The organism is Pseudomonas sp. SCB32 (genome assembly GCF_009189165.1).
GTDB lineage: Bacteria > Pseudomonadota > Gammaproteobacteria > Pseudomonadales > Pseudomonadaceae > Pseudomonas.
Genome location: NZ_CP045118.1, coordinates 3,757,290 through 3,779,270, shown reverse-complemented (window position 1 = coordinate 3,779,270; position 21,981 = coordinate 3,757,290). Strand labels below are relative to the sequence as shown.

Sequence of the window (21,981 nt, the reverse complement as noted above, 5' to 3'; positions counted from 1 at the left end):
AAGAGGACCATTTCCATGAATGCCGACCTGATCCTGACCAACGGCCGCTTCCACACGGTCGATCGCGAGAAGCCCAACGCCACTGCGGTGGCCATCGCCGACGGCAAGTTCATCGCCGTGGGCACCGACGCCGAAGCCATGACCCTGCGTGGTGGCGCCACCCGCGTCATCGACCTGAAAGGGCGCACGGTGATTCCCGGTCTCAACGATTCGCACCTGCACCTGATTCGCGGTGGTCTGAACTACAACCTGGAACTGCGCTGGGAAGGCGTGCCGTCCCTGGCCGACGCACTGCGCATGCTCAAGGACCAGGCCCTGCGTACGCCCTCGCCGCAGTGGGTGCGGGTGGTGGGCGGCTGGAACGAATTCCAGTTCGCCGAAAAACGCATGCCGACCATCGAGGAGCTGAACCAGGCGGCGCCGGACACCCCGGTGTTCGTCCTCCACCTGTATGACCGCGCGCTGCTCAACCGTGCTGCGCTGCGCGTCGTCGGCTACACCAAGGACACCCCGAACCCGCCCGGTGGCGAGATCGTCCGCGACAGCAACGGCGACCCCACCGGCATGCTGATCGCCCGGCCCAACGCGATGATCCTCTACGCGACTTTGGCCAAGGGGCCGAAGCTGCCGTTCGAATACCAGGTCAACTCCACCCGCCAGTTCATGCGCGAGTTGAACCGTCTGGGCGTCACCAGCGCTATCGACGCTGGCGGCGGCTTCCAGAACTACCCGGACGACTACCAGGTGATCCAGCAGCTGGAAAAAGACGACCAGCTCACCGTGCGCATCGCCTACAACCTGTTCACCCAGAAGCCCAAGGAAGAGCTGGCCGACTTCAAGAACTGGACCGGCAGCGTCAAGTACGGCCAGGGCAGCGACTTCTTCCGGCATAACGGCGCTGGCGAGATGCTGGTGTTCTCCGCCGCCGACTTCGAGGACTTCCTCGAACCGCGCCCGGACCTGCCCGGCACCATGGAAGCCGAGCTGGAGCCGGTGGTTCGCCACCTGGTGGAGCAGCGCTGGCCGTTCCGCCTGCACGCCACCTATGACGAATCCATCTCGCGCATGCTCGACGTGTTCGAGAAGGTCAACCGGGACATTCCGTTCAATGGCCTGCACTGGTTCTTCGACCACTGCGAAACCATCACGCCGAAGAACATCGAGCGGGTGAGGGCGCTGGGCGGCGGTATCGCCATCCAGGACCGCATGGCCTTCCAGGGCGAGTACTTCGTCGACCGCTACGGCAAGCTGGCCGCCGAGATGACCCCGCCGATCAAGCGCATGCTGTCCGAGGGCGTGCCGGTGGGCGCCGGCACCGATGCCACCCGCGTGTCCAGCTACAACCCCTGGACCTCGCTGTACTGGATGGTCAGCGGCAAGACCGTGGGCGGCATGGAGCTGTACCCCGAAGGGCTGTCCCGCGCCACCGCGCTGGAGCTGTACACCCACGGCAGCGCCTGGTTCTCCAACGAGCAGGGCCGCAAGGGCATGATCAAGGTGGGCCAGATGGCCGACGTCGCGGTGCTCTCGGCGGACTTCTTCAACGTACCGGAGGAGGAGATCAAGGGCATCGAGTCGGTGCTCACCGTGGTCGACGGCCGGGTGGTATTCGGCAGTGGCGACTTCGAGCGTCAGGCGCCGACCGCACTGCCGGTGCTACCGGACTGGTCGCCGGTGGCCAAGGTGCCGGGGCACTGGCGCCCGCAGGGCCCGCTGCAACAGGCCGTGCACCAGTGCGCCGGCTCCTGCGGCGTGCATGGCCACAGCCACGAGCGGGCGCGCCAGTCGAGCGTGCCGGTGAGTGACTTCCAGGGCTTCTGGGGCGCCTTCGGCTGTTCCTGCTTCGCCTTCTGACGATGCTGCGCGGGCCTCATGGCCCGCGCTTTCTTTCTGCCAGGCTGGAGACCCTGTCATGGCCCGCTACATGCTTCGCTCGGTTTCCCTGCCGTTCCTGGTGCTGACTGGCGCGGCTGCCTCGGCCGCCCCGCACGACGGCCTGTTGGAAAACGCCAACTGGTCGCTGCTCAGCCGCAACTACTTCCTGCAGACGGACTACCGCACCGAGCCTTCGCCCAGCGGGCAGAGCTATCGCCAGGAGTGGGCGCAGGGCTTCATCGCCGATATTCAGTCCGGCTTCACCCAAGGGACGCTCGGCTTCGGCGTCGATGCCCATGCCTTCCTCGGCGTCAAACTTGACAGTGGCCGCGGCCGGGCCGGCACCGGCCTGTTGCCGCTGGATTCCGAAGGGCGGGCGGAGGACGACTATTCCTCCGCCGGCGGCGCGCTGAAGCTCGACCTGTCGCAGACCACCCTGAAGTACGGCGAAATGACCGTGGAAACGCCGGTGTTCGATACCGGCGACAAGCGCCTGCAACCCGAGTACGCCACCGGCACCCTGATCGATTCCCGCGAGCTGGACGGCGTGCGCTTCCAGGCCGGGCGCTTCACCGCCTTCAAGAACCAGGACCAGAGCACCAGCAAGGGCGATTTCGACGGCTACGGCGCCACCACCCGCAACAGCGCGGTGAGTTTCGCCGGCGCGGATTTCAGCCCCTCCGACCACTACGGCGGTTCGCTGTTCGCCGGCCAGCTCGACGACACCTGGCGCCAGTACTACCTGAACCTGCACTACCTCGAGGGTGGCTTCTGGCTGGACGGCAATTTCTACCGCACCCGAGACGAGGGCCAGGCCCGCGCCGGCGCCATCGACACCACGGCCTGGAGCCTGGCGGCACGCTACCGCTTCGGTGCGCAGAGCGTGATGCTGGGCTACCAGAAAATCGAGGGCGACACACCGTTCGACTTCGTCGGTGGCGATTCCATCTACCTCGCCAACTCGATCAAGTACGCCGACTTCAACGGCCCCGGCGAACACTCCTGGCAGGCGCGCTACGACCTCGACCTGGGCGTGTTCGGCTTGCCCGGCCTGAGTTTCATGACCCGCTATGTACGCGGTAGCGGCATCGACGGCAACCATGCGCCGGCCGATGGCGCCTATGCCGGGCAGTACGGCTCCGACGGACGTCACTGGGAGCGCGACAGCGACCTGCGCTACGTGGTCCAGAACGGTCCGGCCAAGGACCTTTCCCTGCACTTCTCCCAGGTCAGCCATCGCGGCAATGATGATCAACCCGGCGCCGACATTGACCGGCTCTACATGATCGTTGAGTACCCGCTCAAGGGTGTCTTCTAGGTTCCGCACGAGAAGTGTCTGCGCATCGGTGATGCGTCGTTAAAAGCCGGCTCGGAATGCTCATATACAGCACGTAAACTCCGCTTCCTCGCCGATTTTTGCCTAGCCTCACCTTCGCTCGACGACTTCTCGTACAGAACCAAGCCCTAGCGGTGGGTCGGCTCGAACGGCGCGCAGCCGATGTCGCGGCAGGCCAGGTTCTCGCCGCTGAACTGCGCCGCGTCCTGGTCGAAGATATCGCGCAGCCAGTCGCTCACCGCCTGGAAGCGGCCAATACGCCCGGCGTCGCGGTGGCTGAGCAGCCAGATTTCCCGCGCCACCACCGGACCGGTCAGGCGCACCAGGCCGTTGCGCTCGCCAAGGATGCACGGCAGCAGGGCCATGCCCAGGCCGGTTTCGCAGGCGTGGGTGAGGGTGGTCACGCTGCTGGCGCGCAATGCGTAGCTGGCGTTGGGCGCGAAGTGGCGCAACCACTGCATTTCAGGGGTGTCGTCCAGCTCCTCGCCATAGGCCAGCCAGGGTTGCTGCGGCCAGTCCTGCGGCGGCAGCTCGGCGAAGGCGGTTGCGGCGTATACCGCGAAGCCGATGTCGGCGACCTTGCGCATCACCAGCGCGGCGTCTTCCTGCGGGCGTGCCATGCGCAGGGCGAAGTCGGCCTCGCGGCGGGTGAAGGACAGCGCGCGGTTGGCCGGGATCAGTTGCAGCTGCAGGTTCGGATAGGTGCGCGACAGCTGCGGCATGTGCTGCACCAGCCAGTGGCTGAAGAGGAAGTCGATCGCTGTCAGGCGCACCGAGCCGGTGATGGCACTGGCCTCGTTGCGGGTTTCCAGCAGCATGCTCTGCACGTCGCCAAGGATGCGCTCGCCGTGGGCGAGAAATGCCTCGCCGGCCTCAGTGGGCTTGTAGCCGGTGTTGTCGCGGATGAACAGGCGGGTCTGCAATGCCGCCTCGGCCGCCACCAGGCGCCGGCTCATGGTCGAGGGGTCGACGCCGAGCGCCCGTCCGGCGGCGCTCATGCTGCCATGCCGGGCCAGGGCGAGAAGGATCGGGATATCGTTCCAGTCGAAGTTCATGGCGCTCTCCTCACGGTCCGGTCGGCGATCAGAAACGGACGTCGGCGGCGGGGATGACCTTGGCGCGCTGGCCGAAGCTGCTGATGCTGCCCAGCACCGCGTTGTGGTGGGCGCTGATCTGCGCGGCGCTGAGCACGGCATTGTCCACCGTGGAGTGGGCGTCGCGTACCAGGGTCACCGCGTAGCCCTGGGCGAGGGCGCGGCGGGTGGTGGTGTCGACGCAGTAGTCGCTCTGCAGGCCGCAGATCACCAGGTGTTCGATGCCGCGCACCTGCAGCAGGTCGGCGAGCTCGGTGCGCAGGAAGGAGTCCGGGGTGGTCTTGCGCACCCTGAGGTCGCCTTCGCCGGTCAGCAGGCGCGGCTCCAGTTGCCAGGCTTCGCTCTGGTAGGGCATGTCGCTGTCTTCGTGCTGGATCAGCACCACCGGCACGCCGGCGTCGCGGGCGGCGCGGCTCATGCCGTTGATGCGCTGCAGCACGTTGTCGATGTCGAAGTTGGGGTTGCTGCCGGAGCAGAGGTCGAACTGGACGTCGATGATCAGCAGGGCGGTGCTCATGGTGGGAATCCTGGGGGCTCTGGAAAGGGCGACCGCAGGATGGTAGCTGCCCGCGTCGGCTGGGCCAATGCTGGCGAACGCGGCGCGGGTAGCTGCGCTCCCGCACGAGGCGGGAGCGGAGGGCGGTTCAGAGGAACATGCCGCCCGAGGCTTCCACGCGCTGGCCGTTGATCCAGCGGCTGCCGTCGGCGAACAGCGCGGCGATGGCGCCGCCGATGTCGTCCGGCAGGCCGACGCGGCCCAGGGCGGTGTTGCTGGCGATCTGCTGGTTGATCTCGGCGTTGTCGCGCACCAGGCCGCCGCCGAAGTCGGTCTCGATGGCGCCGGGGGCGATGATGTTGACGCCGATGCCGCGAGCGCCCAGCTCCTTGGCCTGGTATCGGGTCAGCACTTCCATGGCGCCTTTCATGGCTGCGTAGGCGCCATAGCCGGGCAGGGCGAAGCGGGTCAGGCCGCTGGAGACGTTGAGGATGCGTCCGCTGTCGGCGATCAGCGGCAACAGTTTCTGGGTGAGGAAGAACGGACCCTTGAACTGGATGTTCAGCAGTTGATCGAACTGCGCTTCGGTGGTTTCGGCGAAGCTGGCGTGGATGCCGATGCCGGCGTTGTTCAGCAGGAAGTCGAAGCGGTCGCGGTTGAAGGTGCTGCGCAGGCCGTCGCGGACCAGATCGGCGAAGGCATCGAAGCTGGCGCTGTCGGCCACGTCCAGCGGCAGCATCAGGGCGCGGCCGCCGTGCTTCTCGATTTCGGCGGCCACGGCACGGGCTTCGTCGGCCTGGCTGCGGTAGGTGCCGATGATGTCGATGCCGGCGTCGGCGAGGTGCAGGGCGGCGTTGCGGCCAAGGCCACGGCTGGCACCGGTGATGAGGGCGATCTTGCGGGTCATGGCGAAGCTCCGGTTCGGGTGGGGATGGAGAGAGCTTATTGTTCGTTACCGTGGTGATAAATCTGCTGGTTTCGGAAATACTGGTCGGGTGTTCCGAACAATAGCCCGAATAGTAGCGATAAGCCGCCATGATCCGACCCGAGCTGCTGCGCACCTTCGTCCGCGTCACCGAGCTGGCCAGCTTCACCCAGGCCGGCGAGCAGCTGGGCCTGCCGCGCTCCACGGTGTCCGAGCACATCCAGACCCTCGAAACCCAGCTCGGCACGCGCCTGCTGCAGCGCACCACGCGCAAGGTCACGGCAACCCAGGACGGCCTGGTGCTCTACGAACGCAGCAAGGACATGCTGGCCCAGCTGGACGACTTGCAGGGGCTGTTCCGACAGCAGGACGAGGCATTGAGTGGGCGGCTGCGGGTGGACATGCCGACGGTGATGGCGCGCAAGCTGGTGATGCCGCGCCTGGGCGAGTTCATGGCGCGGCATCCGGCGCTGGAGCTGGAGGTGAGCTGCACCGACCGCCGCGTCGATCTGGTACGCGAGGGCTTCGATTGCGTGGTACGGGCCGGCGCGGTGAACGATCCGGCGCTGGTGGCGCGCCTGTTGGGCCGCTCGCCCCAGGTCACCTGCGCCAGTCCCGCGTACCTGGCGGCCCACGGCGTACCGAAGAGCCTGGCGGACCTGGCTGGGCACCGGCTGATCCATTACGTCAGTGTGCTGGGCTCGCGACCGGTGGGCTTCGAGTACCTGGAGCACGGCGAGACGCGCAGCCTGCCGATGGCCGGTGCGCTGTCGGTGAACAATGCCGAGGCCTATGAGAGCGCTTGCCTGGGCGGGTTGGGGCTGATCCAGGCGCCGCTGCACGGGGTGCGCGACGAGTTGGAGGCGGGGCGTCTGGTGCGGGTGCTGGACGATGTGGCGCTGCCACCGATGGACGTCTCGCTGCTCTATGCCCACCGTCTCCTTCCGCAGCGGGTGCGGGTGTTCATGCTCTGGCTGACGCAACTGCTGAGCGAGCCCGGTGTGCTGGGCTCGCCCGTGCCGGCCCGGGGTTAGCTGTCCCAGGCGGAGCCGAGGATCACTTCGCAGAAGTTGCCGCGCTTGAAGCTGGGGTCCTTCATCGCCAGTACGTCGGCCTTGACGTTGCCGAAGGTGGTTTCCGGCTTGCCTTTGATGCCGTCGTAGAAGGCCTGCAGGATGTCCTGCTTGAACTGCCCGCCGCGCGGGTGGGCGGCGAGCACGGCCTCGCGCTGTGCATCGGGGAACTGGTCGTGGGCGATGCCCAGCACGTCCATTTCCACGCCGGCGGTGACCAGGGCGATCTCCGGTTTCATGTGCTGCGGGATGCCCGGCGTGGTGTGCAGGGCGATGGCGGTCCACACGGTGTCGATATCGCCTTGTCCGATGCCGTGGCTGCGCAGGAAGTCGGCGGCGCAATCGGCGCCGTCCACTTCGAAGCGTTCGCACTGGCTGCAGTAGCGCGGCATCAGGCCCATGTCATGGAACATGGCGCCGGCGTAGAGCAGTTCGGCGTCGTACCGCAGGCCCCGACGCGCACCGGTCAGTGCGCCCCAGTAGTAGACGCGCGAAGAGTGGTGGAAGAGCAGGGGCGTGGCGTTGTCGCGGACCATCTCGGTGATGGCGCGGGCGAGGGCGCTGTCGGGGACTTTCACGCCGTTCAGGTCGAGGCTCATGGCGGGCTCCAGGGCTGGGTTCTCAGGAGGCGGCGCGGGGTGCGTCGCGGTTCCCGTCATTGAAAATCCGTGGCAGGGCCGCGACAACGAGGGCGAGGGAGCGAATCCGGACAGCTGTCGCCCGTTTGCTGCCAGGACCTGCCCGCCGCGCAGCGAAAGGGTCGCCACACCGCCGGACCGGTCGCCCGGCGCTCCGGGAAAGTCCGCCTAGACTTGTCGATTCCGTCGTCGCCCAGGCGACCAAGCTGCATGCCGGTCATGCCGACCGCGCGAGAATCAGGAGATTCATCATGTCCAGCCTGCAACGCATCAGCCCCTGCCTGTGGTTCGACGGCAAGGCCAAGGAGGCCGCCGAGTTCTACACCGGCATCTTCCCCAATTCGCGGATCGTCCAGACCAGCTATTACCCCGAGGCGGAAAAGGACCGCCACGGTGGCGTGCCCGGCTCGGTACTGGCGGTGGAGTTCGTGCTCGACGGCCAGACCTTCATCGCCCTGAACGGCGGGCCGGCCTTCGCCTTCAACGAGGCGATCTCGCTGCAGGTGTACTGCGACAGCCAGAAGGAGATCGACGACTTCTGGGACAAGCTCTCCGCCGGCGGGCCGGTGGAGGCGCAGATGTGCGGCTGGCTGAAGGACCGCTTCGGGGTGTCCTGGCAGGTCTGCCCGCGGCATGTCGGCGACATGGTGGCCGATCCGGACCCGGTGAGAGCCTCGCGCACCCTGCAGGCGGTGATGGGGATGAAGAAGCTCGACATGGCCGCCATCGAGCGCGCCCACGCCGGCAACTGACGTCCGTCCGGGCGCCGCCGAGGATGGCAGGCGCGCGGGTATAGTTCAGGGCGGGGCTGTGGGGCGCCAGACAGCCTTCGCCGGTACCGATTGCCTGCCGCCACGAGGACTCAGCGATGTTCAGCCACATCACCGTCGGGACCGCGGACCTGCCACGGGCCATCGGCTTCTACCGGCGACTGCTCGAACCCCTGGGGATCGGCCTGCTGGCGCACCGTCACAATCCGGAGCGCGCCGTGTTCACCCATCCGGACAGTGACATCGCCTTCTGCGTCTACGTGCCCATCGACGGGCGCCCGGCCAGCGTCGGCAACGGCAGTCTGGTGGCATTCGAGGCGCGGACCCGGTCGCAGGTGGATGCCTTCCACCGGCGCGCGCTGGAGCTGGGTGGCGCCGACGAGGGCGGGCCGGGACTGCGTCTGAACTACTCGCCCACTTACTACGGCGCCTATGTGCGCGACCTGGACGGCAACAAGCTGTGTTGCGTCTGCCACCTGGATGAGTGAAAGCCGGCAACCACCCACGGACGGCGCGGGAGTGGCGTCAGATCCGATTCAGACCCACTGGTCGTTGCGCTTGCGACGTACGCGCAGCAGGGTCGGCAGGATCAGGCCGGCCAGCAGCCCGGCACCGGCGATGCTGCCACCGTAGGCCATGTAGCGCATCAGCTCCTGCTTGTTCTCGTCGCCCAGTTGCGCCTGCACCGAGCGCAGGTCGGAGCGCGCCTGGCTCAGTTCGTTGTCCAGCGAGGTGCGCGCGGTCTGCAGTTCGTCGATCAGTTTCTTGCGCGCATCCAGGGTTTCCTGCATGCCCTGCACGCGGGTCTTCCAGCTGTCGTTGATGCCGTCGAGCTGGCTGCTCAGCTCGGCCACCTTCTGCTCCAGTTGCGGCAGGCGCTCTGCCTGTCCGGGCTTGTCCTGCAGGTCGCGGCTGGGAATCCATACCGTGCTGCCGCTCTCGCTGCGCACCTGGCTGTAGTCGCCCTGGGTGCTCACCAGCTCGACCTTCTGCCCGGAGACGAGGGTGCCGACGATGCGGTAGCCATCGGTCGGGCCGCTGCGCACGTAGGTGGTCAGGCTGTCGTTCACCCAGCGGGTGTTGCCTGGCGCCTCCTCGGCCTGGGCCGGCAGCGTGGCCGTCAGCAGGCTACCGAGCAGACAGGCGCTCAGGGCTCGGGTCTGGAGGGGGGAAACACGGGGCGTGAGCGAACGGGATAGGGACATGGGTCTTCTTCACATGGCGATAGGAACAAACCCGGCGAGCGGGAGTGGAATCGCCGGCCTGGTGAATTGTTGTGAACAAGGCGGGAAATGACGCGATTCAGCGTCAAATGGCGAAATGCCATGTAACCCGCCCAGGTGGGCCGACAGCTGACAGACAGCCGATGGGCGCCAGGAGTTCACTGCGTGGCGAGGCGGGGGATGGGCGGCTGTCCGCGAGCGGGACGGCCGGGAGGTCAGGGGGCGATCAGGCGCGGCCTTCCGCCGCTTCGATGATATCCAGCAGGTCGGTCAGGGTGTCTTCCAGGTACTGCCCGGCGCGGTAGTCCGGTTTCAGCGCATCGCCGCCGGCGACGACCACCTGCGGACGCTCGATGAAGCGGCCGACCAGTTCGAAGCGCTCATCCAGCACGGCCACCACCGGGATCGGGATGCGTTCCAGCGCGAGTCGTTCGCGCAGGTCGTCCTCGGCGCGGCCCTTGGTGATCACCGCCAGGTCAATGCGCGGCTGGGTACGCTGCAGGAAGTCCATCACGGTGACGTTGATCTGGCAGTCCGGGCACCACATTTCCCCGGCCACCAGCAGGTGATAGCGCCGCGATACGGCCTGCATGCGCTGGCGGGTGGCGGCGCTGACCGCATCGGCGGTGGCCAGCCTGGCCTGTACCGCGTGCACCCCGGCGATTTCGTCCGGCAGTCCGTGGGCGACGAAGGCGGCGAATCCTTCACCGATGGAGAAGAGTTCCTCGTAGGAGGCCATGGGCGTTTCTCATGCAAACGGGGGAACCGGCATCCCAGCAGAATTGCTCGGCGAGGGCAACCGTGAGTCCTGGCCGACCATCCGCACGGGGTCTGTCAGAGCCGTTTTCCACCTGAGACTTACCGACAAAATCATGAGCGCACCACGGAAGATGCGCCCGCATCCGATCCAGAGAATGACGGCACGTTCATTACCGACTGATAGCGGGTGTCCATGTCACTTTCCCTTGCCATATCCCGACATCTGTCCGCCAGCCCCGGCGGGCTGACCATTGCCACTCTGTCGCTCTGCATTGCCACGCTGATGCTCATCCCATTCGACGCAGGTGGCCTTGCGCCGTACGCCGTCACGAGTCCCCTGGGCTTGCTCATCCACGCCCCGGCGCCGGAGGACGAAACCGGGGGGGCTCCGGAGAGGAGTGAGACGCCGGGTATCGAGCGGGCCCGCTGCGCAACGGGTACGCAGGAACCCGAGGCATCCTGCGCAGTGCAGGGATAGTGGGGGAGCGGCTGCCGATGATGATCCGTCCCAACTCCCGGAATCTCTCGCCGGGCGAGCGTCGCCGCCGGCGCATCGCCACGGCGCTGATCCTGCAGTCGCCGGGCGTCCATCCGGCCCTCGCAACCGCCTCGCTGCAGCGGCTCGGCTACAGCGAAGTGCTGGAGATGACCAGTGAGAACCAGGCCCTGGCCCGGCTGCGTGACAGTGGCGCAGTGGACCTGCTGCTGTGCGACCTGGCGATGAGTCCCGCGGTGCGCCTGGAGTTTCTCCAGGCAGTGGCGCGCCTGCATTTCGCCCATGAGGTCGTCGTGCTGGGCGAGTTGGCGACGGGCACCTGGCCGGCCCTGTCGCGCCTGCTCACCCTGCACGGGCTGCCGGCCCAGTGCATCGGCAACGGGCCGGTGACTTTCGGACGTTTGCAGGGTTTGCTGGGCCGCTTCGTCAAACTGCGGGCGAATGCCCCGGTGTTGCCATCCCTGCGCGAAATGCCCAGTGACCGGGAGGTGATCGGCGCGCTGGGTCGCGGTGAGTATCACGCGGCCCTGCAGCCGATCGTCTCGCTGGACCAGGGGCAGGTTTGTGGCTTCGAGGTGCTCGCGTGCTGGCGCCGTCCGGGTGGCGAAGTGGCACTGCCTGAATGCTTCCTGCCGGCGCCGCGCCGCGCCGGCCTGCTCGATGCGCTGCTCTTCGAGTTGATGGAGCAGGCGCTGGGCCAGTTGCACCGTTACCGGCGCGCCGATCTGGGCCTGTCCTTCAACCTGGAGCCTGGGCAGATCGCCCAGCCGGGCTTCGCCGCGCGGGCGGAGTTCCAGCTGCGCCGATTGGATGCCCGGCTGCGCAATATCACCTTCGAGCTGACGGAGACGGGGCTGCTGCAGGCTCCCGCGATCAGCCTGGACAACCTCCTGCGGCTGCGCCTGCTCGGCTGCGGCCTGGCCATCGATGACTTCGGCAGCGGCCACTCCACGCTGCAACGCCTGCTCGAACTGCCCTTCACCGAGCTCAAGCTGGACGGCAGTTTGGTGGCCGGCGCGGATACCGATCCACGCCGCCGCGCCGTGCTGGGCAACCTGCTGGAACTGGGCCGCCCATGGGCGGCCAGCTCGATCACCTGCTACGCAGCGGATGGCCGGCGCACGCAAGCATCGACCTTCCTTCATGGCGTTGGTCGATCCTGCTCGTTACGTCCTGGGGCTCAATCCCTGTTCGGCGCCCCGAGCGGGAACAGCGGGCGGTAGGGGCGGGCCTCGTCGACGGCGCGGGCGAACGAGGGACGCGCCAGCAGGCGCGCACGGTACGCCCGCAACAGCGGGTAGGCGTCGCTGATGCGGTGGGTCCAGTCGGCGTAGAACAGCGCCGGCGCCGCCGCACAGTCGGCCAGGGTGAAGTCATCGCCATGCGCCCACAGCTCGCTGGCGGCCAGGTGGCCTTCCAGCCAGCGGTAGGCGAGTTCGAGCCGTTGGGCTGCGACCGAGAGGCCATCCTGGCGCTTGCTCGCGTCGCCGGTCAGGGCGCCGGAGACGGCATGCTGCACCGGGCTCATCACATGCAGATCGAAGAAGCGGTCGAGGAACCGCACCTGCAGGGCATCCATCGGCTCGGCGGGCAACCAACGCTGCGCGCCGCCCTGGGTGAGCTGCAGATACTCGATGATGATGCTCGATTCGGCGATGCTGCTTTCACCGTCCTGCAGCACTGGGAACTTGGCCATAGGCCACAGCCGCAGCCACTCCTTCGAGTGCTCCGGCGTGTCCTGCCCGAGGCAGCGGAACTCGAAGGGCGTGTCGTTCTCGTACAGGGCGATCAGGACTTTCTGGGTGTACGACGAAAAGGGATGGCCAAAGAGTACGAGGGACATGACGGGCTCACCTGCTGTTGCACGGCGCGGCGTTCGCGGGTGGTTTCACCCTAGTTGCCCGTGGCGTTCGCGGCAAGGCGGAAGCTGATCGCGGGCGCCTCCCATGGCATGTGCACCCTCCCGGCGCAGACTTGCCGGCTTTCCCCATTCGCCGAACCGCTGGCAACCGGGGCTACCGGGCCCCGGTTGCCGCAGGGTCGATCAGATGCTGTCGTCCCCTCCGCCCACTGTTCTGGTAATGGCGCTGAGTGCGGTGTTGAAGCGCACCGTTTCGTTGAAGCTGCGGACGATGGAGCTGAAGCGTTCCTTTGCGTCCACCAGTTGCTTGAAGCGTTCGGTCAGCTCGTTGTCCTTCTGTTGCAGCATCGTTTCGCGGCCGTCCAGCTCGGTGTGACGGACACGCATCTGCGCCAGTTTGCGTTCCAGCTGCTGCTGCTCGGCCTGTAGCATTTCGGTGCGCTTGGCCGTGGCGCGGTCACGGCTGTCGACGCTCTCGGCCAGCGCCTGCAACGTGGCGCTGCGTTCGGCCAGGGTGGCGGCCTGTTGCTCGCCGAGCCGGGCGAGGGCGGCTTTCTCCTGCTGCAGTCGCTGCTCCCATTGGCGCAAGGTGTCTTCACGCTCCTTGAGCAGGCGTTCGCGCTCGTCGGCCTGTTCCTGGCGCACGTCCAGGGTCTCGCGTTCCTTGATGGATTCCAGTCGCTGCTGCGACAGGCCCTGGGCCATGCCGGCAAGGGAGTCCAGGGTGGTCTGCACGTCGTGCAGCACGTTCTCCGTGTCGCTGGCCTGCGGCGAGACCGCCGCCGCCAGCAGTTGATCGGCCTGGCTGAGCGCGCTGTCGGGGAGGGCAGTTGGCGCGCTGGCAGCCATCACGGCGGGCCGGCTCGCCTCCCGCTGGAGGGTCTCATCCAGCTGGTCGAGCTGGTCCAGGGTGTGCTGTGCGCTCTGCTGCTGTTTAAGGGCGTAGTCGGCACCGCCTGCGGAGTAGGTGGATGCCGGGCCGGGAGCGCCGCCCAGGATATCCGGTAACTGGCCCGGTGGCAGATCGTAGAGCTGCGACAGATGATCGTCCGGATGGGCGAAGGGACGCTGCGGATCAGGTTGGCGGGCGTCTTCCGCGGGCTCCCTGGAATTGCGAATGCTCATGCTGGTCTCCTGTAACTGATCCTTCGAGTCGGCCGTCAGCATCGTGCCGGGTGTTGTGGTCCGCCGCGCGAAGGCGCGGGCGAGAGGGCCCAGGCGAGCCGTGAACAGCTGAGCGCGTGACAGGCCGGAAAGTGGCTGGGGCAAAGCCTGCGCCAAGGTGCGGATCTGCGCCTGCAATTGCACGGGTGGCGCTTTCGACGAGAGCGGGTGCAGATCTGCCATGGCGATGCTCAGGGCTGTGCGCTGGTTCGGGCGCCGGTTTGCAGAGCTCGCTATCGGACTTCTGCCTTCGGGGGCGGGAGCCGATTCCATCCGGCGTTGGACGGGCGCGGTCAATCGGCGCCCTGATGCAGTTTAGGTCGCTATCGGCGATTTGCCGGGAAATGGGAAGTCGCGCCGAGGGTGGTGAGGAACGGTTGGTTCCTACAGGGCGCAGGGAAAGAGCGCGCGGTCCCGGCCGGGGCCGCGCGGGGGGATCAGGCGTCGAGGTCGATGCCGGACTTGCCGGGGGCGAAGATGTTGTTCGGGTCCAGCGCACGTTTGATCGCATGGTCCACGCGGCGCTTCACCGGTCCGTAACTGTCGGCCACGCGATCCATGAACGCGGTGTTGACCCGGTACACGGCGTAGCCGAGCTTCTCGAACTCATCCAGCAGTTCGCTGAAGCAGGCGTGGGCCGCCTGGGTCTGCGCAGGGTCAGTGCGGTCGTAGAGCACGTCGATCACGTGGTGCATGTCGCGCCAGCCGACGATGAACTCGCCGACGTAGTCCAGGCCGTGCTTGTTGAGAATCTTCTTGGCCAGCTGCATCTGCTTGTCGGTCTCGCTGCCGCGCGCCTGGCTGACCGGGGCGAACCACATCGAGCCGCCGCCGCCGCGCCAGTTGTACAGGCCGAACTCCTGCAGGTTGGGCACGCCCTTCATCAGCTTGGCGCGGTAGTCGAACGGCTGGGTGCCGGCCGCCTGCTCCTCGGTGATCAGGGTGCCCTTGCCGAGTGCGGCGATGGCCTGCTGGACGATCTTCCAGTTGACCTCGACCTGCTCCTCGGTGCCGTACAGCGCGGCATACACGTTCCAGGCGCCCAGGCCCTTGTCCTTCATGATCTGCTTGACCACCGTGTCCGGGGTCGCGCCCGGCTCACGGGTGTAGTCGCTGCGGCGCACGTTGGCGCTGCCGGCTTCCCACAGCACGTTGGCGATCACCAGGGCGTTGGGGATGATCTGGGCGATGCGCAGTGGCCGCAGCGCTTCGACGATCTCGGCGATGTCGCTCTCGTTCTCGAAGCGGATGGCGAAGGGTTTGTACTTCGGCGGCTTGGGCATCAGCCAGAAGCCCATCTTGGTGCAGACGCCAAAGTTGGACTGGGTGAAGATGCCGTCCAGGCTCGGGCCGTAGCCCCACTTGAACACCTGCCAGCTGTTCTCGCCCTTGACCCCGCCCATGCCGGTGCGCAGCACGTCGCCGTTGGCCAGCACCACTTCCATGCCGCACTGCATGAGGAAGTGCTCGCCATAGGGGGTGTAGCCCACGCCACGGTCGAGGGTATTGCCCACCGGGCCTGCGATGGCCGAGGGCGCCGACATCGACAGCATCAGTGGCAGGTTGTTCTCCTCGATGTAGTCGTACAGCTGCTGGTAGGTGACGCCCGGTTCCACCAGCGCGGTGCACAGCTCCGGGTCGACGTGGAGGATCTTGTTCATCTTCTTCAGGTCGAGGATCACCTGGCCGCGCTGGCCGGGGGCCGCCGAGCCGTAGCCGAAGTTGCGCCCGGTGGAGATGGTCCAGATCGGGATGTGGTGCTCGTTGCAGATCTTCACCACGCCCTGCACCTGCTCCACGGTGGTGGCGGTGAGTGCCGCCGAGGGCGCGTGCTCGGCGTCTGGCACCGGCATCATGATCTTCATGTAGGGCACCAGCTGGTCATCCTTGAGCAGCACGTTGTCCTCGCCCAGCAAGGCGCGGAACTTGGTCACGGCCTTGGCGAATTCGGTGTTCTTCACGCCACGCGGGAGCACGGCGTTCTGCTTGGTTTCGGTCATGGGACGGGCTCCTTCAGGCCTGGATCGAGAAAGACACGAAATGGCCGCTCAGCCCACTGGCGACGGCGCTGGGGGCGAGACGGCCGGGGGCGGCGCCGGCGAGGGCGAAGCCGAGGGCGGCGGCCCATTGCTGCTCCTGGCCGGCACTGCGGGGGGCGGCCTGCAGTTGCAACGGGGCGCGGGCGCCGTCGAAGCGGGATTCGTCGAGGGCGAAGCCGGCGCCGCACAGCGCCAGGGCGTGCCCCAGGCGGCTGGCGCAGCCGTGACTGGCGTCGGCGCTGAGCAGGCGGTGGCGCGAGCGGCCGTCGTCCACGCTGTGCTGTCCGAGCCAGCGCACCCGCGCGCCGGCACTGCGGGCGTGCTCCACAGCGAGCAGGGCGCTGGCGTCATCGAGCAGGCCGAGCACTTCGCCACCGGCACGCAGCTGCGCGTCGAGGGCCTTGAGGAAGGCACCATCGACGGACGCCTGCAGCACGCGCGGCGAGGCGTCCGGCGCGGCGGCGAGGATGCCCTGGAGGAAGGCCGAGTCGCGGGCCGGGCGCTCCAGCAGCACCAGCGCCGGAGCGCCGCTTCGCGGTTGCGCCAGGCCATTGGCGAAGGCGCTTCCCGGCAGGCTCAACGCCACGCCGGAAGCGGCGCCCAGGGCCATGCCCTTGAGCAGGGTTCGACGTTCGAGATTCATCGCGATGTCCTCACTTGGTCACTGGCGCGGCGGACTGCTGGATGTACTGCGCCACGTCCTTGAGTGCGTTGTCGTCGATGTAGGCGGCGGGGAAGGCGGGCATGGCGCGGAAGCCATGGCGCACCACGGCGCTGATGTACTCCGCCGGCAGCTGGCGGCCCTTGATCACCGGGCCGACGCCGGCCTCGTGACAGTGGCCGCAGACCTTGGCGTAGACATTGGCGCCGCCGTGCCACTGGCCATCGCCATCGGCCAGGGCCGGCAGCGTGATGCTGGCGAGGGCCAGCGCCAGGCCGGCAGGCAGGATGCGGCGAGCGCCGCGGGAAAGGATGCAAGGCATGGGCTTCTCCGTTGTTGTGCTTGTTCGGTCAGAAGGGATAGGGACGCGGGCCGTGCTGCACGCTCAGCCAGTGGTCGGTGGTGAACTCGTCGATCGCCCAGTCGCCGTTGAAGCGGCCGATGCCGGAGTTCTTCTCGCCGCCGAAGGGCGCGTTGGGCGCGTCGTTCACCGGAATGTCGTTCACGTGGGTCATGCCGGCGTGAATCCGCCGGGCGAAGCGCACGGTGCGTTCCAGGTCGCCGCCGAACACCGCGCTGGACAGGCCGAACTCGCTGGCGTTGGCCAGCTCCAGCGCGTGCTCGGCATCGCGTGCCGGCTGGATGCCGACCAGCGGGCCGAAGATTTCCTCGCGGGCGATCTCCATCTCCGGGCGCACGTCGGCGAACACATGGGGTGGCAGCACGCGGCCGCTCACGGCGCCGTCCACCAGCACGCGCGCGCCCTCGGCGCGGGCCGTGTCGATCTTGCCCAGCAGGCCGTCGAGCTGGCGCTGGTTGATCACCGGGCCGATTACCGTGGCCGGGTCGCTCGGGTCGCCGCAGCGCAGCGCTTTCACGCGCTCGGCATAGCGCTCGCAGAACGCCGCGTAGAGGGGCTGCTCGACGATGATGCGGTTGATCGCCATGCAGATCTGCCCCTGGTGGAGGAACTTGCCCACCACCGCGGCGTGCACCGCGCGCTCCAGGTCGGCATCGGCCAGCACCACGAACGGGCTGTTGCCGCCCAGCTCCAGGGCCACGTGCTTGAGGTGCGCGCCGCCGCTGGCGATGCGCCCGATGGAGCGGCCCACCGGGGTCGAGCCGGTGAAGGAGATCAGCGCTGGCACCGGGTGCTCGACGAAGGCGTCACCGATTTCGCTGCCGGCGCCCACCACGACGCTCAGCACGCCGGCCGGCAACCCGGCTTCCTCGAACAGGCGCGCCAGCAGCAGGCCGCCGCTGACCGGCGTGTCGCTGGCCGGCTTGACCACCGCCGCGTTGCCCAGCGCCAGGGCCGGCGCCAGGGAGCGTTGGGTCAGGTGCAGGGGGAAGTTCCACGGGCTGATGATCCCCACCACGCCCAGCGGGCGGCGGTAGACGCGGCTTTCCTTGCCGGGGATGTCCGACTCGAGGATGCGCCCGTGCACCCGGCTCGGGAACGAGGCCGCCTCCAGGGTGATGGCGCGGGCGGCGCCCCATTCGATCTCGGCCTTGATCCGGGTGCTGCCGGACTCGCGGATGATCCAGCCGATGATTTCCTCGCGGCGCTGGTCGAACAGCTCGACCGCGCGCAGCAGCACCGCCGCACGTGCCGAGGGCGCCTGCGCGGCCCAGTCGACCTGGGCCTTGCGGGCGGCCTGGTAGGCCTGGTCGAGGTCGTCGCGGGTGGCCAGCGGCAGGCTCAGCAGGGACTGGTCGGTATAGGGATCGCGCACCTCCAGCTGGCGCGGCGAGGCGCCGTGTCGCCATTGGCCGGCGAGCGGCTGCAGATCCAGATCGGCATAGGGGGGCAGGGGGAAGCTCATGGAGTCCTCTCTCTTGTTGTTCAGTGGGGAAGCGCGAAGCGGATCAGGCCGCCGGCAGCGGACGGCTGATCGGGGGCGTTGGCGGGTAAAGCGGGGAGGGGTAGCGGGTCATGGCACGGGCACCGTCTTGTTGTATGCGCTGGGCGCTTTGAAGAAGGCCTTAACAAGGGACGTGCCAGAAGCGGTTATTATTAATAAAATTCTTTTAAATCAATTAGATATGTTTGTTATTGAGTCGGCGAACAGGGCCGGCGAACGTTCGTTTCGCGGAATTTTGTGAAGAGATTTCGCCGCCTCGTCGAAATGCCTCGCTTGCGCGGTGCGTTGATCGAACGTCGGTGGGTGGGTGGTCGATAGTGGCAATTGACCGCCGGGGCCGGGCGGGCATACTGGAGCCGATTCCCTGCCCGTGCCTGCCCGACATGACAGCCTCAAGACATAACGACAATGACCGCGCGAATCTCGAAGAGCGGTTCCTGGAGCATCTCCTGAAGAGTCGCAAGCGACTGATCGTGGAGAGCACCACCGGCCTCGAGAACCGTGGCTGCCCGTCCGCCGGCGAGCTGGCCGAGACGGTGGCCTTTTCGCCCCAGGATGGCTCCATCTGGCTGTGCGGCCAGCGCATGGTGCTGATGCAGACCTCGACCCTCGGCACCCTGCGCCGCGAGCTGGTGGAGAACCTCGGCACCCTCAAGGCGCGCGAGGTGTTCACCCGCATCGGCTGGCAGGCGGGGGCGGCTGACGCCTCCCAGGTCAGCGAGCAGTGGCCGCAGGGCGATCCCAGCGCACTGTTCTCCGCCGGGCCGCGCCTGCACATGCTCGAAGGCATGCTCAACGTCGAGGCGCTGCGCTTCGAGATGGACAACAGCCTGGGCCACTTCGACGCCGAATTCCTCTGGCACAACTCGGTGGAAGCCGACGTGCACATCGCCCAGTACGGCATCGGCAACGACAGCGCTTGCTGGATGGCCATCGGTTACGCCAGCGGCTATGCCTCGTCGCTGCTCGGTCGCCTGGTGGTGTTCCGCGAGGTGGAGTGTCGCGCCTGCGGGCAGTCGGTGTGCCGTATCGTCGGCAAGCCCGCCGAGCAGTGGGACGACGTGCAGCGCGACCTCGCTCATCTGGACGCCCGCGATTTCATCAGCCGCGCGCCCCATGCCTTCGCCAGTGAGATGGAAATCGCCAAGCTGGATGCTGCGCCGCCGGACGAGCGTGACGCGCGGCGCATGGTGGGCATCTCCTCGGCCTTCGTCGCAGCCAGTCACCTGCTTGGCTGCGTGGCGCCAACCCAGGCCACGGTGCTGCTGACCGGCGAATCGGGGGTAGGCAAGGAACTCTTCGCCGAGAACCTGCACCGGGCCAGCAGCCGCCAGAGCCGGCCGCTGATTTCGCTGAACTGCGCGACCCTGCCGGAAAACCTGGTGGAAGCCGAACTGTTCGGCGTCGAGCGCGGTGCCTTTACCGGCGCCGAGCGCACGCGGGCCGGACGCTTCGAGCGCGCCGACGGCGGCACGCTGTTCCTCGACGAGATCGGCACCCTCAGCCTGGCGGCGCAGAGCAAGATCCTGCGGGCTCTGCAGGAGGGCGAGATCGAGCGGGTCGGCGGCAACGCGCCGATCCGTGTGGACGTGCGGGTGATCGCCGCGACCAACCTTGACCTGCGGGTCGAAGTGGCGGCGGGGCGCTTCCGCGAGGACCTGTTCTACCGCCTCAACGTCTTCCCGATCCACCTGCCGCCCCTGCGTGAGCGGCGCGAAGACATCCCGCTGCTGATGAACCACTTCCTCCGCCGCTTCAGCGAGCGGCACGGGCGGCGGCTCGCGGGCTTCACCACACGCTTGCTCAACGCACTGCTGACCCACGCCTTCCCCGGCAACATCCGCGAATTGCAGAACCTCATCGAGCGGGGCGTGATCGCCTGCCCGGACGGTGCGGCCATGGATATCAGCCACCTGACCCTGGGCGGCGATCGTAGTATCGCGGCGCCCGTGGGCCTGACCCCGTCCGGCCGCCTCGGCAGCCTGCCCTTGCCCGGCGAGCAGCACGCCACCGCGCTGGCGGACGCGCAACTGCTGCAAGCCGCGTTCGAGAGCGAGCAAAGCCGGGGCACCTCCGGCGAGCCGGTGCTGTCCAGCCTGCAGGCCTTCATCGCTGGCCGCGATGGCGCCCTGGGCACCAGCCTTGACGCCATCGAAAGCCTGCTGGTGAAGTTGGCCCTGGAGCGCAGCCAGGGCAACATCACCGCCGCCGCGCAGATGCTCGGCATGAGCCGCGCCCAGGTCAGCTATCGGCTCAAGCGCTGAGGCCGATGCAGTGACGGCGCCACCGGGGCGCCGTCGCTGTGCGGGTCAGAGCGGGAAGGTCCACTTCAGCCAGTAGGCCGCGCCTTCCGGCCGGTTGCGTACATCACTCTCCTGTTGCCACTTGGCGCTCAGGTGCCAACCGGACGCCGCGCTGTACTGCACCGACGGGCCGATGGCGAAGGCCCTGCCACGGGTGTCGTCGAGGCGATGGCCGTCCTGTTCGTCGTCGGTCACCTGGCGATAGACGTAGCCGCCCACGCCGACCACCCAGCCATTGCCCAGGCCCCAGCCGAGGGCGTAGTCGGCGTGCAGTTCCTGTCCCGACAGGTAGTCGGTGGCGTGGTTCTCGAAGTTGTAGTCGTACATCAGGCGCACGTCGGCGTTGAGCCCCTGCGGGTCGATGTAGCTCACGGCGTAGATGGCCTGCAGGGTGGTGTAGTTGCGCCCGAGGTTGATCAGGTCGTGCTTGTCGTAGGAGCCGGTGGGCAGCACCAGGTCGACCCCGGTGGCGGCGTGCAGCTTGTCGCTGTAGTGGTAGCCGAGGAACGGCCCCACGTGGATATCGCCCAGGCCGCTCTTGGTCTCGCGCTGGCCTTGCACCTCCACCTGCATGCGGTTCAGCGGTATCACTGCGTGGAAGCCCAGGTTGCCGCCTAGCATCTGCTGCTCGGTGACCCAGATGAAGCGCGGGACGATGGAGCTCACGTGCAGGTCGAAGTCCAGCGGCAGCTCCCGGCCGTCGTTGCCACGCAGGCTGTCGGCACGGTAGTCGGCGGCGAACACCTGGCCGTAGAAGCCGGGAGGCGGCACCGCGCCCATCAGGTAGTTCTCGATGCCCATGGGCCAGGACGATCCGCCCCCTTCGGTGGCCTGGGCGGTGGGGAAGGTGCTGCCCAGCAGGAGAGCGCAGGACAGACCGAGGGCGGGGTTGATTCGATTCATGAAGGCATGCCTTTTTTGTTGTTGTCGAGGCGCCTTACTCAAGCTTTGTGCCACCTTCCGTAAGTTATTTTTAATTCTTAAATATCAATTAGATAGGTGTTTTTCCTGCGATTCATGCCTGAGCCTTTCGGGCCGGGCACGGGGGATTTCGTTAAGAAATTCCATCGCCTGCGGAAAGTTCGCCGCCAGCGCGTTCGATCAGCGCCCGGAGTTCGCCCGGCGATGGCTTCGGCACTGGGCAAATCCCGTTAACCTTCGGCGACCCGATCAACCGAGGACTGCGTCATGGGACTGTTCGACTGGAAACACTGGCTAGTGCTGCTGGCGGTGGTGGTGCTGGTATTCGGTACCCGCCGCCTGAAGAACGTGGGTGCCGACCTGGGCGAGGCGATCAAGGGCTTCCGCCGTTCGATCGCCGAGGAAGAGACGCCGGAGCCGCCGGTTCAAGCTGTGCGCCAAGTGGTCGCCGCCGAACTGGATCAGGGCCACTCGCGCTGAAG

At 67.4% G+C, this 21,981-nt stretch carries 21 protein-coding genes; 8 read left to right on the top strand and 13 right to left on the bottom strand.

What is annotated here, in order from left to right:
• The first annotated feature begins 15 nt into the window (after positions 1–15).
• Both GA645_RS17205 and GA645_RS17200 read left to right on the top strand, forming a co-directional pair.
• On the top strand, positions 16–1,854 hold the full coding sequence (locus GA645_RS17205) for an amidohydrolase (protein WP_152224207.1): 1,839 nt from the start codon (positions 16–18) through the stop codon (positions 1,852–1,854).
• A gap of 58 nt (positions 1,855–1,912) precedes the next feature.
• Positions 1,913–3,193: an OprD family porin gene (locus tag GA645_RS17200; RefSeq protein ID WP_256675950.1), complete on the top strand. Its 1,281-nt coding sequence runs from the start codon at positions 1,913–1,915 to the stop codon at positions 3,191–3,193.
• A 146-nt stretch (positions 3,194–3,339) separates the two neighbouring features.
• Here GA645_RS17200 and GA645_RS17195 read toward each other — a convergent pair whose 3' ends face one another.
• The 3 genes from GA645_RS17195 to GA645_RS17185 form a co-directional block, all read right to left on the bottom strand.
• Positions 3,340–4,266 carry a LysR family transcriptional regulator gene (locus tag GA645_RS17195; RefSeq protein ID WP_152224206.1) on the bottom strand — a complete coding sequence of 309 codons (927 nt, stop codon included), beginning with the start codon at positions 4,264–4,266 and terminating at the stop codon, positions 3,340–3,342.
• A 28-nt stretch (positions 4,267–4,294) separates the two neighbouring features.
• Positions 4,295–4,822, bottom strand: a complete 528-nt coding sequence (locus GA645_RS17190; protein WP_152224205.1) for a cysteine hydrolase family protein — start codon at positions 4,820–4,822, stop codon at positions 4,295–4,297.
• Positions 4,823–4,949: 127 nt separating this feature from the next.
• On the bottom strand, positions 4,950–5,708 hold the full coding sequence (locus tag GA645_RS17185) for an SDR family NAD(P)-dependent oxidoreductase (RefSeq protein WP_152224204.1): 759 nt from the start codon (positions 5,706–5,708) through the stop codon (positions 4,950–4,952).
• Positions 5,709–5,836: 128 nt separating this feature from the next.
• Between GA645_RS17185 and GA645_RS17180 the strand changes: the two genes are divergently transcribed.
• Positions 5,837–6,760 carry a LysR substrate-binding domain-containing protein gene (locus GA645_RS17180; RefSeq protein WP_152224203.1) on the top strand — a complete coding sequence of 308 codons (924 nt, stop codon included), beginning with the start codon at positions 5,837–5,839 and terminating at the stop codon, positions 6,758–6,760.
• Here the strand turns inward: GA645_RS17180 and GA645_RS17175 are convergent.
• Positions 6,757–7,398 carry an HD domain-containing protein gene (locus tag GA645_RS17175; RefSeq protein WP_152224202.1) on the bottom strand — a complete coding sequence of 214 codons (642 nt, stop codon included), beginning with the start codon at positions 7,396–7,398 and terminating at the stop codon, positions 6,757–6,759. The genes GA645_RS17180 and GA645_RS17175 overlap by 4 nt on opposite strands.
• A gap of 290 nt (positions 7,399–7,688) precedes the next feature.
• Between GA645_RS17175 and GA645_RS17170 the strand changes: the two genes are divergently transcribed.
• A complete protein-coding gene (locus tag GA645_RS17170) occupies positions 7,689–8,189 on the top strand; it encodes a VOC family protein (protein WP_152224201.1) in 501 nt (166 codons plus the stop codon).
• 116 nt (positions 8,190–8,305) lie between these two features.
• Complete coding sequence (locus tag GA645_RS17165; protein ID WP_152224200.1) at positions 8,306–8,695, top strand: VOC family protein; 390 nt, start codon at positions 8,306–8,308, stop codon at positions 8,693–8,695.
• A gap of 48 nt (positions 8,696–8,743) precedes the next feature.
• Here GA645_RS17165 and GA645_RS17160 read toward each other — a convergent pair whose 3' ends face one another.
• Positions 8,744–9,412 carry a TIGR04211 family SH3 domain-containing protein gene (locus tag GA645_RS17160; protein WP_152224199.1) on the bottom strand — a complete coding sequence of 223 codons (669 nt, stop codon included), beginning with the start codon at positions 9,410–9,412 and terminating at the stop codon, positions 8,744–8,746.
• Positions 9,413–9,656: 244 nt separating this feature from the next.
• Positions 9,657–10,169 carry a thioredoxin family protein gene (locus GA645_RS17155; protein WP_152224198.1) on the bottom strand — a complete coding sequence of 171 codons (513 nt, stop codon included), beginning with the start codon at positions 10,167–10,169 and terminating at the stop codon, positions 9,657–9,659.
• A gap of 515 nt (positions 10,170–10,684) precedes the next feature.
• Here GA645_RS17155 and GA645_RS17150 point away from each other — a divergent pair.
• On the top strand, positions 10,685–11,908 hold the full coding sequence (locus tag GA645_RS17150; RefSeq protein WP_152224197.1) for an EAL domain-containing protein: 1,224 nt from the start codon (positions 10,685–10,687) through the stop codon (positions 11,906–11,908).
• Here GA645_RS17150 and GA645_RS17145 read toward each other — a convergent pair.
• The 6 genes from GA645_RS17145 to GA645_RS17120 all read right to left on the bottom strand — a co-directional run bounded on the left by GA645_RS17145 (position 11,866) and on the right by GA645_RS17120 (position 18,236).
• On the bottom strand, positions 11,866–12,528 hold the full coding sequence (locus tag GA645_RS17145; protein ID WP_152224196.1) for a glutathione S-transferase family protein: 663 nt from the start codon (positions 12,526–12,528) through the stop codon (positions 11,866–11,868). The genes GA645_RS17150 and GA645_RS17145 overlap by 43 nt on opposite strands.
• Positions 12,529–12,729: 201 nt before the next feature.
• Positions 12,730–13,671: a hypothetical protein gene (locus GA645_RS17140; RefSeq protein ID WP_152224195.1), complete on the bottom strand. Its 942-nt coding sequence runs from the start codon at positions 13,669–13,671 to the stop codon at positions 12,730–12,732.
• A 476-nt stretch (positions 13,672–14,147) separates the two neighbouring features.
• Complete coding sequence (locus tag GA645_RS17135; protein WP_152224194.1) at positions 14,148–15,710, bottom strand: FAD-binding oxidoreductase; 1,563 nt, start codon at positions 15,708–15,710, stop codon at positions 14,148–14,150.
• 13 nt (positions 15,711–15,723) lie between these two features.
• Positions 15,724–16,392, bottom strand: a complete 669-nt coding sequence (locus tag GA645_RS17130; protein ID WP_152224193.1) for a hypothetical protein — start codon at positions 16,390–16,392, stop codon at positions 15,724–15,726.
• A gap of 10 nt (positions 16,393–16,402) precedes the next feature.
• Positions 16,403–16,732, bottom strand: a complete 330-nt coding sequence (locus GA645_RS17125; protein ID WP_152224192.1) for a cytochrome c — start codon at positions 16,730–16,732, stop codon at positions 16,403–16,405.
• Positions 16,733–16,760: 28 nt separating this feature from the next.
• Positions 16,761–18,236 (bottom strand): aldehyde dehydrogenase family protein, encoded by a 1,476-nt coding sequence (locus GA645_RS17120; RefSeq protein ID WP_152224191.1) that lies wholly within the window; start codon positions 18,234–18,236, stop codon positions 16,761–16,763.
• A gap of 422 nt (positions 18,237–18,658) precedes the next feature.
• On the opposite strand from GA645_RS17120, the gene GA645_RS17115 reads away from it, so the two are divergent.
• Positions 18,659–20,539, top strand: a complete 1,881-nt coding sequence (locus tag GA645_RS17115) for a sigma-54-dependent Fis family transcriptional regulator (RefSeq protein ID WP_178119569.1) — start codon at positions 18,659–18,661, stop codon at positions 20,537–20,539.
• A gap of 45 nt (positions 20,540–20,584) precedes the next feature.
• Here GA645_RS17115 and GA645_RS17110 read toward each other — a convergent pair whose 3' ends face one another.
• Positions 20,585–21,481, bottom strand: a complete 897-nt coding sequence (locus GA645_RS17110; RefSeq protein WP_152224190.1) for a transporter — start codon at positions 21,479–21,481, stop codon at positions 20,585–20,587.
• A 285-nt stretch (positions 21,482–21,766) separates the two neighbouring features.
• On the opposite strand from GA645_RS17110, the gene tatA reads away from it, so the two are divergent.
• Positions 21,767–21,979 (top strand): twin-arginine translocase TatA/TatE family subunit, encoded by a 213-nt coding sequence (tatA, locus tag GA645_RS17105; protein ID WP_152224189.1) that lies wholly within the window; start codon positions 21,767–21,769, stop codon positions 21,977–21,979.
• The last annotated feature ends 2 nt before the right edge of the window (positions 21,980–21,981 follow it).

What these genes read in the sequence shown, in the direction of transcription:
- GA645_RS17160 (WP_152224199.1), bottom strand. Translation starts at nt 9,412, where the DNA reads ATGTCCCTATCCCGTTCGCTCACGCCCCGTGTTTCCCCCCTCCAGACC.
- GA645_RS17130 (WP_152224193.1), bottom strand. Translation starts at nt 16,392, where the DNA reads ATGAATCTCGAACGTCGAACCCTGCTCAAGGGCATGGCCCTGGGCGCC.
- GA645_RS17165 (WP_152224200.1), top strand. Translation starts at nt 8,306, where the DNA reads ATGTTCAGCCACATCACCGTCGGGACCGCGGACCTGCCACGGGCCATC.
- GA645_RS17110 (WP_152224190.1), bottom strand. Translation starts at nt 21,481, where the DNA reads ATGAATCGAATCAACCCCGCCCTCGGTCTGTCCTGCGCTCTCCTGCTG.
- GA645_RS17190 (WP_152224205.1), bottom strand. Translation starts at nt 4,822, where the DNA reads ATGAGCACCGCCCTGCTGATCATCGACGTCCAGTTCGACCTCTGCTCC.
- GA645_RS17120 (WP_152224191.1), bottom strand. Translation starts at nt 18,236, where the DNA reads ATGAGCTTCCCCCTGCCCCCCTATGCCGATCTGGATCTGCAGCCGCTC.
- GA645_RS17125 (WP_152224192.1), bottom strand. Translation starts at nt 16,732, where the DNA reads ATGCCTTGCATCCTTTCCCGCGGCGCTCGCCGCATCCTGCCTGCCGGC.
- GA645_RS17180 (WP_152224203.1), top strand. Translation starts at nt 5,837, where the DNA reads ATGATCCGACCCGAGCTGCTGCGCACCTTCGTCCGCGTCACCGAGCTG.
- GA645_RS17185 (WP_152224204.1), bottom strand. Translation starts at nt 5,708, where the DNA reads ATGACCCGCAAGATCGCCCTCATCACCGGTGCCAGCCGTGGCCTTGGC.
- GA645_RS17140 (WP_152224195.1), bottom strand. Translation starts at nt 13,671, where the DNA reads ATGAGCATTCGCAATTCCAGGGAGCCCGCGGAAGACGCCCGCCAACCT.
- GA645_RS17200 (WP_256675950.1), top strand. Translation starts at nt 1,913, where the DNA reads ATGGCCCGCTACATGCTTCGCTCGGTTTCCCTGCCGTTCCTGGTGCTG.
- GA645_RS17205 (WP_152224207.1), top strand. Translation starts at nt 16, where the DNA reads ATGAATGCCGACCTGATCCTGACCAACGGCCGCTTCCACACGGTCGAT.
- GA645_RS17175 (WP_152224202.1), bottom strand. Translation starts at nt 7,398, where the DNA reads ATGAGCCTCGACCTGAACGGCGTGAAAGTCCCCGACAGCGCCCTCGCC.
- GA645_RS17150 (WP_152224197.1), top strand. Translation starts at nt 10,685, where the DNA reads ATGATGATCCGTCCCAACTCCCGGAATCTCTCGCCGGGCGAGCGTCGC.
- GA645_RS17135 (WP_152224194.1), bottom strand. Translation starts at nt 15,710, where the DNA reads ATGACCGAAACCAAGCAGAACGCCGTGCTCCCGCGTGGCGTGAAGAAC.
- GA645_RS17155 (WP_152224198.1), bottom strand. Translation starts at nt 10,169, where the DNA reads ATGGCCTCCTACGAGGAACTCTTCTCCATCGGTGAAGGATTCGCCGCC.
- GA645_RS17170 (WP_152224201.1), top strand. Translation starts at nt 7,689, where the DNA reads ATGTCCAGCCTGCAACGCATCAGCCCCTGCCTGTGGTTCGACGGCAAG.
- GA645_RS17115 (WP_178119569.1), top strand. Translation starts at nt 18,659, where the DNA reads ATGACAGCCTCAAGACATAACGACAATGACCGCGCGAATCTCGAAGAG.
- tatA (WP_152224189.1), top strand. Translation starts at nt 21,767, where the DNA reads ATGGGACTGTTCGACTGGAAACACTGGCTAGTGCTGCTGGCGGTGGTG.
- GA645_RS17195 (WP_152224206.1), bottom strand. Translation starts at nt 4,266, where the DNA reads ATGAACTTCGACTGGAACGATATCCCGATCCTTCTCGCCCTGGCCCGG.
- GA645_RS17145 (WP_152224196.1), bottom strand. Translation starts at nt 12,528, where the DNA reads ATGTCCCTCGTACTCTTTGGCCATCCCTTTTCGTCGTACACCCAGAAA.